The sequence below is a fragment of the Hymenobacter profundi genome, assembly GCF_019334315.1.
Lineage (GTDB): Bacteria > Bacteroidota > Bacteroidia > Cytophagales > Hymenobacteraceae > Hymenobacter > Hymenobacter profundi.
In genome coordinates, this window is the sequence record NZ_JAHWGL010000159.1 from 1 (window position 1) to 6450 (window position 6450).

Genomic DNA, 6450 nt, shown 5'->3' on the forward strand with positions numbered 1-6450 from the left:
ATAAGGTCCTTCGCAAGCTCAGGATGACAACTAGAGAATGACAGGCAATTTTTACGACAAGCGGCCTTCTGACTTCAGCAGCCCATTCAAAATCACGCTGATTTCCTCGGCGTGCGTAAGCACCATGAAGTGGCCGCCGCCGGGAATGAGGTAATCAACGGAGGAGGGACCGGGCGGGAATACCCGGTCGCGGGTGCCCAGGATTTGCAAGCCCTGGCCGATATCGGTGCTGTCCCAGTGCAATAGCCGGTCGATAGCCCAACGAGTATACACAGGTTCCATATCGCGCAGAATCTCGCGGAACAGCTGGTAAGCTTCGCCGTTGCTGATATCGAAATACCACTGCCCCACGCGGGGTAGCAGCTTCAACAATTGCGGCGGCACCAACTTATACACGCCCGTATTGCGGATAATGCGTAGGAGCGGCGGCAGGCAGTCGGCATCCGGAATGCTGCTGATGAGTACGGGACGGGCCAGGGGCCGCAGCCGGCACATTTCTAGGGCCACTACGCCGCCGAACGATACCCCCACCAGCAGGCATGGCTCATCTGCCGCCACCCGCTCGGCCATGCGGGCTACGTAGTGGGGTAGGGTTTCGTGCGGCTCGGGCGTAAGCCACTGTAACACCTGGGTTTCGGCGTGCAAGCGCGGCTGCAAGTGGCGGAAAATGCGCTCATCGGCGCCCAGCCCCGGTAGCAGGTATACCTTCATCGCAGATGATGTCTGAACCACAGATTCGCTCGGATTCATCGGATTACACAGATTTTGTGGGAGAATTAGGTAGTGGTTGTTTGGCGGAATTGGCCACAAAATCCGTGTAATCTGTCACAAGCTGCGCTAATCCGTAGTTAGGGCTCCAGGCGCAGGAAGATGCCTTCGAGGTAGAAGATGTTGTGGGGGCGCTCGTCGTCAAAATCCTCTTCTTCTTCCTCAAACTCTTCCGACTCATCAACATCCGAGGGTAGCTGCACAAATGAAATTTCTTCTTCCTCGTCGTCCGGACCATCGGCGGGGTAGGTGCAGGCCAGTTTGAGCGCTACGCCAGGTAGGGGCACGGGGGGCGCTTCGGAGGTATTGTATTCGAGCAGGCAGGGCCACTCCGTTACGGTGGCCAGGGCTTCGGCTACCTGTTCCTGTAGAGCCTCGGTCCGGTCGCCGGCCAAGCGCAGCAGCAGATCCAGCGACTGAAACTGCAAGCCCAAATGAAAGAAATACAGAGTGTTGTCGAAAAACGTGGTAGCCCATACCGTTACGTCATTCGTGTTGTCGAACACGATGGCCGTAATCTGTACCTGCTCCACAAAGAAATCGGCGTTGTCCGCCAAAGCATCTATCAAGCGTTCCATTACTACAGATTTACGCCGAATTTCTCGAATTCACCGAAAATAGATGAGCGCCGCAACGCTACTGAAACAGCGCCAGCGTGATATGATCGGCCAGCAGCTTACCTTGGTCAGTAAGGACTAGCACATCGTGGTGCAGCGTGGCCCAACCGTCGGCTTGCAACTGCCGGAGGTAGGCGCCTTGCTGCGCGGGTAGGTCCACGCCGAGCGCGTCGCGCAGGTGCGCCAGGTCGCAGCCGCGGGCGGTGCGCAGGCTAGTCATCAGGTACTCGTTGGCGCGGTCCTGGGCGGAGAGGTTTTCCACGGTAGCCGGTACCTCGTCGTGCTCCAGCACCGCCGTTACGTAGCGGGCGTTGTTGGCCACGGTGTACTGCCGGGTGTGGCCGTCGAAGGAGTGCGCGCTGGGTCCTAGCCCCAGGTAGGGCACGCCGCGCCAGTAGGCCGAGTTGTGGCGCGACTCGCGGCCGGGCTGGCAGAAGTTGCTGATTTCGTACTGCTGATAACCGTGCCGGGCCATTTCAGTGAGGAGCAGTTCAAATTGCTGCGCCACAAACTCATCGGGCGGTGCCTGCATGGTGCCTTTTTTCAGGCGATGCCCAAACACGGTACCCGGCTCGATGGTAAGGGCGTAGCACGACAGGTGCGGCACTCCCAGCGCAAAGGCCGCGGCCATGTCCTGCTCCCACAAGGCGTGGGTAGGGGCAGGCACTCCGTAAATCAGATCCACCGAAATATTCTCGAAACCCGCGTCCTGTGCCGCCCGCACCGCCTGGCCAGACTCCTGGGCCGAATGGGCACGGTTCATTAGGCGCAAGTGCGGCTCGTGGAAGCTCTGCAACCCAATGCTCAGGCGGTTGACGGGTGAGGCTGCCAACTCTCGCAGTTTGGTAGGCGTGAGGTCGTCGGGGTTGGCTTCCAGCGTGATTTCGGCGTCGGGCGCTACCGCAAACTGCTGGTAAATGGCCGCGAAAATCGTGTCCAACTCAGTGGCCGTCAGCAACGACGGCGTGCCCCCGCCCAGGTAGATGGTCTGGAGGGTAGGGGTGGGGCCAAGGTAGGCGGCGCGCAACTGGATTTCCCGCGTCAAGGCCTCCACAAACCGGCTTTTCAGCGCCATAGAGGTGCTGAAATGGAAGTCGCAATAGTGGCAGGCCTGTTTGCAGAAAGGAATATGAAGGTAAAGGCCGGACATGTGTTAGTAATTGGAGCAGAAGAACGTCATTTCGACCATTCTGCGCATCAAGCAGAGAAGAGAAACCTCGCGTGCTTCCAGTAATTTCCTAATGGTTGAGTTAGCGTGGCAGGCGAGATTTCTCCCGCTGTCCGAAATGACGTTGTTCACTTACAACACAACCAACAATGGAAAGGTAACTTTAGGCTGACTTTTTGAAAAGAAGCGCGTTGCGCCGACGTTATCAGCCTGCAAATGTACGTTCGTGTCCTTGTGTTCTGCCTAGTGGGCTGGCTGCTGAGCAGCCAGGCAACCTCGGTATGGGCGCAGGTGACGCCTACCCTACCCAACCAGCCAGGCTTACAAACGCCCCCGCTGCCGCCCAAGGCAACTGCGCCCGACTCCACTGCTAAGCGCCGCATGCCGCGCAAAATTCCTCGGTTTGTGCGCCTGCGCACGGCCGATGCCGCCGACCAGGCCGTGTTGCGCCGCTACCGCTACCGTTCCACCGCGCCCGATTCGCTCACGGCCCTGCGCACCGTGCGCGAGGTGGTGCTGGCCCTGCAAGCTAATGCCTACCTCATGGCCTCCGCCGACCAGCTGCACTGGTCGCGCGACACGCTGGTGGCCGATTTATACGTAGGCGAACAGTTCCGGTGGGCACGCCTGCGCAACGGCAACCTCGGAGACGCCCTGCTGACGCGCGCTGGCTACCGGGAGCGGTTTTTCACGGGCCGCCCCTTCGTGCCCGGGGAGTGGACCCGCTTGCAGGAGCGTATTCTGGCCGAGGCCGAAAACCAGGGCTACCCCTTCGCCACCGTACGCCTCGATTCGGTGGAGCTGCGGGGCAACGAAGTGGACGGCCGGGTGGTGCTGGACCGTGGCCCAGTTATCGTCTTTGATTCGCTGGAAGTGATTGGCGCGACCAAAACGCGGCGCAACTTCCTAATCAAGTACCTGCAAATCTTTCCCAATCAGCCTTTCAGTCAGCAACGGGTGGAGGCGGCCGCCCAGCTGTTGCGCCAGCTGCCCTACTTGCAAGTGAAGGCCGAGCCCGAGGTACGCTTTGCCAGGGGTAGGGCGCGGGTGTATCTGCTGCTGGCCGACCGCTCGGCCAACCAGTTCGATGCCATTGTGGGCGTGCTGCCCAATCCCAACCCCACGGCCACCCAAAACCGCGTGCAGCTCACCGGCGACGTCACCATCAACCTGCGCAACATCAAAGGCGGCGGTAAGCAACTGGGGTTGCAATGGCGCAAGGTAGACGCGGCTTCCCAGCAGCTGGATGCGCAGTACGTACACCCCAATTTCTTCGGTACGCCGCTGGAAGTGGCCGGTACGTTCAACCTATACCGGCAAAACGACGCCTTCCTGACCATCCGGCCGCGCCTCCAGGTTACCTACCCCACGCCGCGGGCCGGGCGCCTCACCGTTTTTACGGAGCTGCGCAGCTCCCGCCTGCTCGATACGCTGCTGGACACGCGCACTACCCTCCCCGACAACATCGACTCCGAATACACCAATTACGGCCTCAGCTACACCTGGAACTCGCTTGATGATCTGCTGTTTCCGCGCCGGGGCGTGCTGGTGGCTGTGCAAGGCAACGTGGGCAACAAGCGCATCAGCCGCAACCCCGAACTGAACGAGGAGCTGTACGCGGGGCTGGCTCTGCGCTCCACGCAGTTAGGGATGAGCGGCCGCGCCGAGCGCTACTACCGCGTGGGCTCACAAGGCGTGCTGCTCACGCGGGTGCACGGCGAGGCGCTGTTCAACCAGCGCCTATTCCTAAACGACCTATACCGGGTAGGCGGTTTGGCTACCCTGCGGGGCTTCAACGAGTTCAACTTCTACGCTAGTCAATATGCCGTGGGTACCGCCGAGTTCCGGCAGTTCACGGGCAACGAGGCCTACGTATTCCTGTTCGTGGACCAGGCCTACATCCGCCGCGACCTCACCAACGATTTCCGACAAGATGCCCCCACGGGGCTGGGTGCCGGCCTGAGCTTCCGCACCGGCGCCGGCCTGTTTCAGTTCGTGTATTCCGTGGGGCGCACCCGCGAGCAGTCCTTTTCCCTGAATGCCTCCAAGATTCACTTCGGCATCACGAGCCGATTTTGATAATGGGTTAGTTTAAAAAATAACGATTTGATAATCAGGTATTAAGTAATTAATTACAGGTTTTTGTAACTGTAAAGTGTGCTTTATCGATAAAATTCCTACATTTGCATCACCAAACAGTGCGGGGTGGAGCAGTTGGTAGCTCGTTGGGCTCATAACCCAAAGGTCACTGGTTCGAGTCCAGTCCCCGCTACCTCGAGAAAAGGCCAAATGATTCACAAGAATCGTTTGGCCTTTTTCTTTATTTCCGTTACTTGCCCGCAGGCCTGCCCAACACGGCAGGAAACTATTCGGAAGGAATAGGGTTTTTACAGGCATCTTATCCCCATGCTTATGTCACACGAAGTAGCTAACCTGGATATGGCCGCGGCCACCCGGCACCTGCCGGTCGTGCACTATGCGTATTGCACCGATGCCTCCGACCGTCCCCTCAACCACCGCGGCGACTGGCCCGAGGAGGGCACGCTGTACCCTATCCGCGTGGTGCCCAGCCGCCTGGAAGGCATGGAGCTGGTGCACGTGCTGAATTTCGAAGGCGAAGCGCCCTACTATAATGCCTTCGGGCCGCAACGTTTTGCTGTGGTAGCAGAGGTGTGGCTGAACTAAAGACGGCCTACTCTATCACCAAATCATATTTGCCAACCAGACCTACAAGTCCGGCTACTGTGAAACGGGCACTGCGCAACGGATTATTCTCCGGGTCGATGGTGAAATCGGTGGCAGTGGTGAAATCGGCGCCGCTGAGCTGCGTGTAGTGAAAAATTGCTCGGCCGAGGGTAGCGTGCGCAAATGAAGCGTTGCTGAGGTCAGCCTGGGTGAAGTCGGCTTCGGTGCAGGAGCAGTGCCGAAAGGAGGTGCCCCGCAGCTTCTTGCCCGCGAAGCTGGCGTAGTGCAGCTGGCATTTGTCGAAATCGACGCTAAACAGCATATCCTGGCAGGCTGCGAATTGTACGCCCGTGAGCTTGCACTCCGCAAACTGCACGCCTTGCAGGCCCGCACTGGTGAGGGTGGCCAGCGAAAGGTTGCACCGCTCGAAGCGGCAGTCGATGAAGCGCTTATGGCGCAAATCTGCTTCCGTGAAGTTGCAATCAACAAATAAGCACTGCTCCCATTCGGTCTCTACCTTGAGCTGATCGGCTGTCCAGCGTTCAAAAGTGTTTTCGGGTAGGTAGATGGTAGGGCGCTTTGGAGGCGAGGGCTTCTTCATACCTGCGAAGAAACAAAATTAGCAGAGCATGGGCTACAGCATCCGTTTGCCGCTATATTTCGTTTGTGTTAAAGAACCACGGTTCAGCTCCTTCCCCTCTTCTCTCCCGCCCATGACCTATTTCCCTCTGCTTACGTTGGCGCTGCTGGTAGCCGTGCCCGAAGCCCCAACAACAGCCGGACCTACTGCCGTTGAGCATTATCAGCAAAACCCAGCCGAAACGAAATTCAATCGACTGGGAGCTGATATGATGGCCGTAGTCCAACGGGCTTTATCGGCGACCAACGATGCCGAGGCCATTGCCATTTTGCAGAAGGAAGGCGCTCCACTGCGTCAGCAGGCGCAGCAGTTGCGCCCTACCTATGCGCAGTGGATGGCTGGGCTTAGCTCGCGCGAAAAGGCTGGCGTGCGGGCACGGCTGCAAAACTCCAGCTTTGCTACCTACTTCGGCACCCTCGAAACCGACCCTCAGCTAAACAACCGCCTACGCAGCAACCCAAAGTTGAACCAAGCAGTGAAAGACCTGCTCAGCACGCTGGATATGCGCGCGAAGTAGAGGTTGTTTTTTTATTTGTCATCCTGAGCTTGCGAAGGACCTTCTCACGCATGAA

General features: G+C 58.6%; 7 protein-coding genes and 1 tRNA gene. 4 read left to right on the forward strand and 4 right to left on the reverse strand.

Annotation, left to right across the window (positions count from 1 at the left end; translation table 11 throughout):
- Positions 1 to 51 precede the first annotated feature (51 nt).
- The 3 genes from KYK14_RS21105 to hemW form a co-directional block, all read right to left on the reverse strand.
- Positions 52 to 711 carry an alpha/beta fold hydrolase gene (locus KYK14_RS21105; protein ID WP_219161660.1) on the reverse strand — a complete coding sequence of 220 codons (660 nt, stop codon included), beginning with the start codon at positions 709 to 711 and terminating at the stop codon, positions 52 to 54.
- Positions 712 to 848: 137 nt separating this feature from the next.
- On the reverse strand, positions 849 to 1346 hold the full coding sequence (locus tag KYK14_RS21110) for a hypothetical protein (protein ID WP_185281617.1): 498 nt from the start codon (positions 1344 to 1346) through the stop codon (positions 849 to 851).
- A gap of 58 nt (positions 1347 to 1404) precedes the next feature.
- The gene (hemW, locus tag KYK14_RS21115) at positions 1405 to 2535 is read right to left on the reverse strand and encodes a radical SAM family heme chaperone HemW (protein WP_219161661.1); all 1131 of its coding nucleotides are present in this window, start codon (positions 2533 to 2535) and stop codon (positions 1405 to 1407) included.
- A gap of 234 nt (positions 2536 to 2769) precedes the next feature.
- Between hemW and KYK14_RS21120 the strand changes: the two genes are divergently transcribed.
- The 3 genes from KYK14_RS21120 (at position 2770) to KYK14_RS21130 (ending at position 5238) form a co-directional block, all read left to right on the forward strand.
- Positions 2770 to 4632 carry a BamA/TamA family outer membrane protein gene (locus KYK14_RS21120; RefSeq protein ID WP_219161662.1) on the forward strand — a complete coding sequence of 621 codons (1863 nt, stop codon included), beginning with the start codon at positions 2770 to 2772 and terminating at the stop codon, positions 4630 to 4632.
- Between the two features lie 120 nt (positions 4633 to 4752).
- A tRNA-Met gene (locus KYK14_RS21125) sits at positions 4753 to 4825 on the forward strand.
- Between the two features lie 140 nt (positions 4826 to 4965).
- On the forward strand, positions 4966 to 5238 hold the full coding sequence (locus tag KYK14_RS21130; RefSeq protein WP_185281614.1) for a hypothetical protein: 273 nt from the start codon (positions 4966 to 4968) through the stop codon (positions 5236 to 5238).
- A 7-nt stretch (positions 5239 to 5245) separates the two neighbouring features.
- Here KYK14_RS21130 and KYK14_RS21135 read toward each other — a convergent pair whose 3' ends face one another.
- A complete protein-coding gene (locus KYK14_RS21135) occupies positions 5246 to 5839 on the reverse strand; it encodes a pentapeptide repeat-containing protein (RefSeq protein WP_219161663.1) in 594 nt (197 codons plus the stop codon).
- 112 nt (positions 5840 to 5951) lie between these two features.
- Here KYK14_RS21135 and KYK14_RS21140 point away from each other — a divergent pair, with 112 nt between their 5' ends.
- Positions 5952 to 6395, forward strand: coding sequence for a hypothetical protein (locus KYK14_RS21140; RefSeq protein ID WP_219161664.1), 444 nt, complete (start codon positions 5952 to 5954; stop codon positions 6393 to 6395).
- Positions 6396 to 6450: the final 55 nt, after the last annotated feature.

Coding starts and splice junctions, on each gene's coding strand:
- KYK14_RS21105 (WP_219161660.1), bottom strand. CDS start 711: ATGAAGGTATACCTGCTACCGGGGCTGGGCGCCGATGAGCGCATTTTC.
- KYK14_RS21110 (WP_185281617.1), bottom strand. CDS start 1,346: ATGGAACGCTTGATAGATGCTTTGGCGGACAACGCCGATTTCTTTGTG.
- hemW (WP_219161661.1), bottom strand. CDS start 2,535: ATGTCCGGCCTTTACCTTCATATTCCTTTCTGCAAACAGGCCTGCCAC.
- KYK14_RS21120 (WP_219161662.1), top strand. CDS start 2,770: ATGTACGTTCGTGTCCTTGTGTTCTGCCTAGTGGGCTGGCTGCTGAGC.
- KYK14_RS21130 (WP_185281614.1), top strand. CDS start 4,966: ATGTCACACGAAGTAGCTAACCTGGATATGGCCGCGGCCACCCGGCAC.
- KYK14_RS21135 (WP_219161663.1), bottom strand. CDS start 5,839: ATGAAGAAGCCCTCGCCTCCAAAGCGCCCTACCATCTACCTACCCGAA.
- KYK14_RS21140 (WP_219161664.1), top strand. CDS start 5,952: ATGACCTATTTCCCTCTGCTTACGTTGGCGCTGCTGGTAGCCGTGCCC.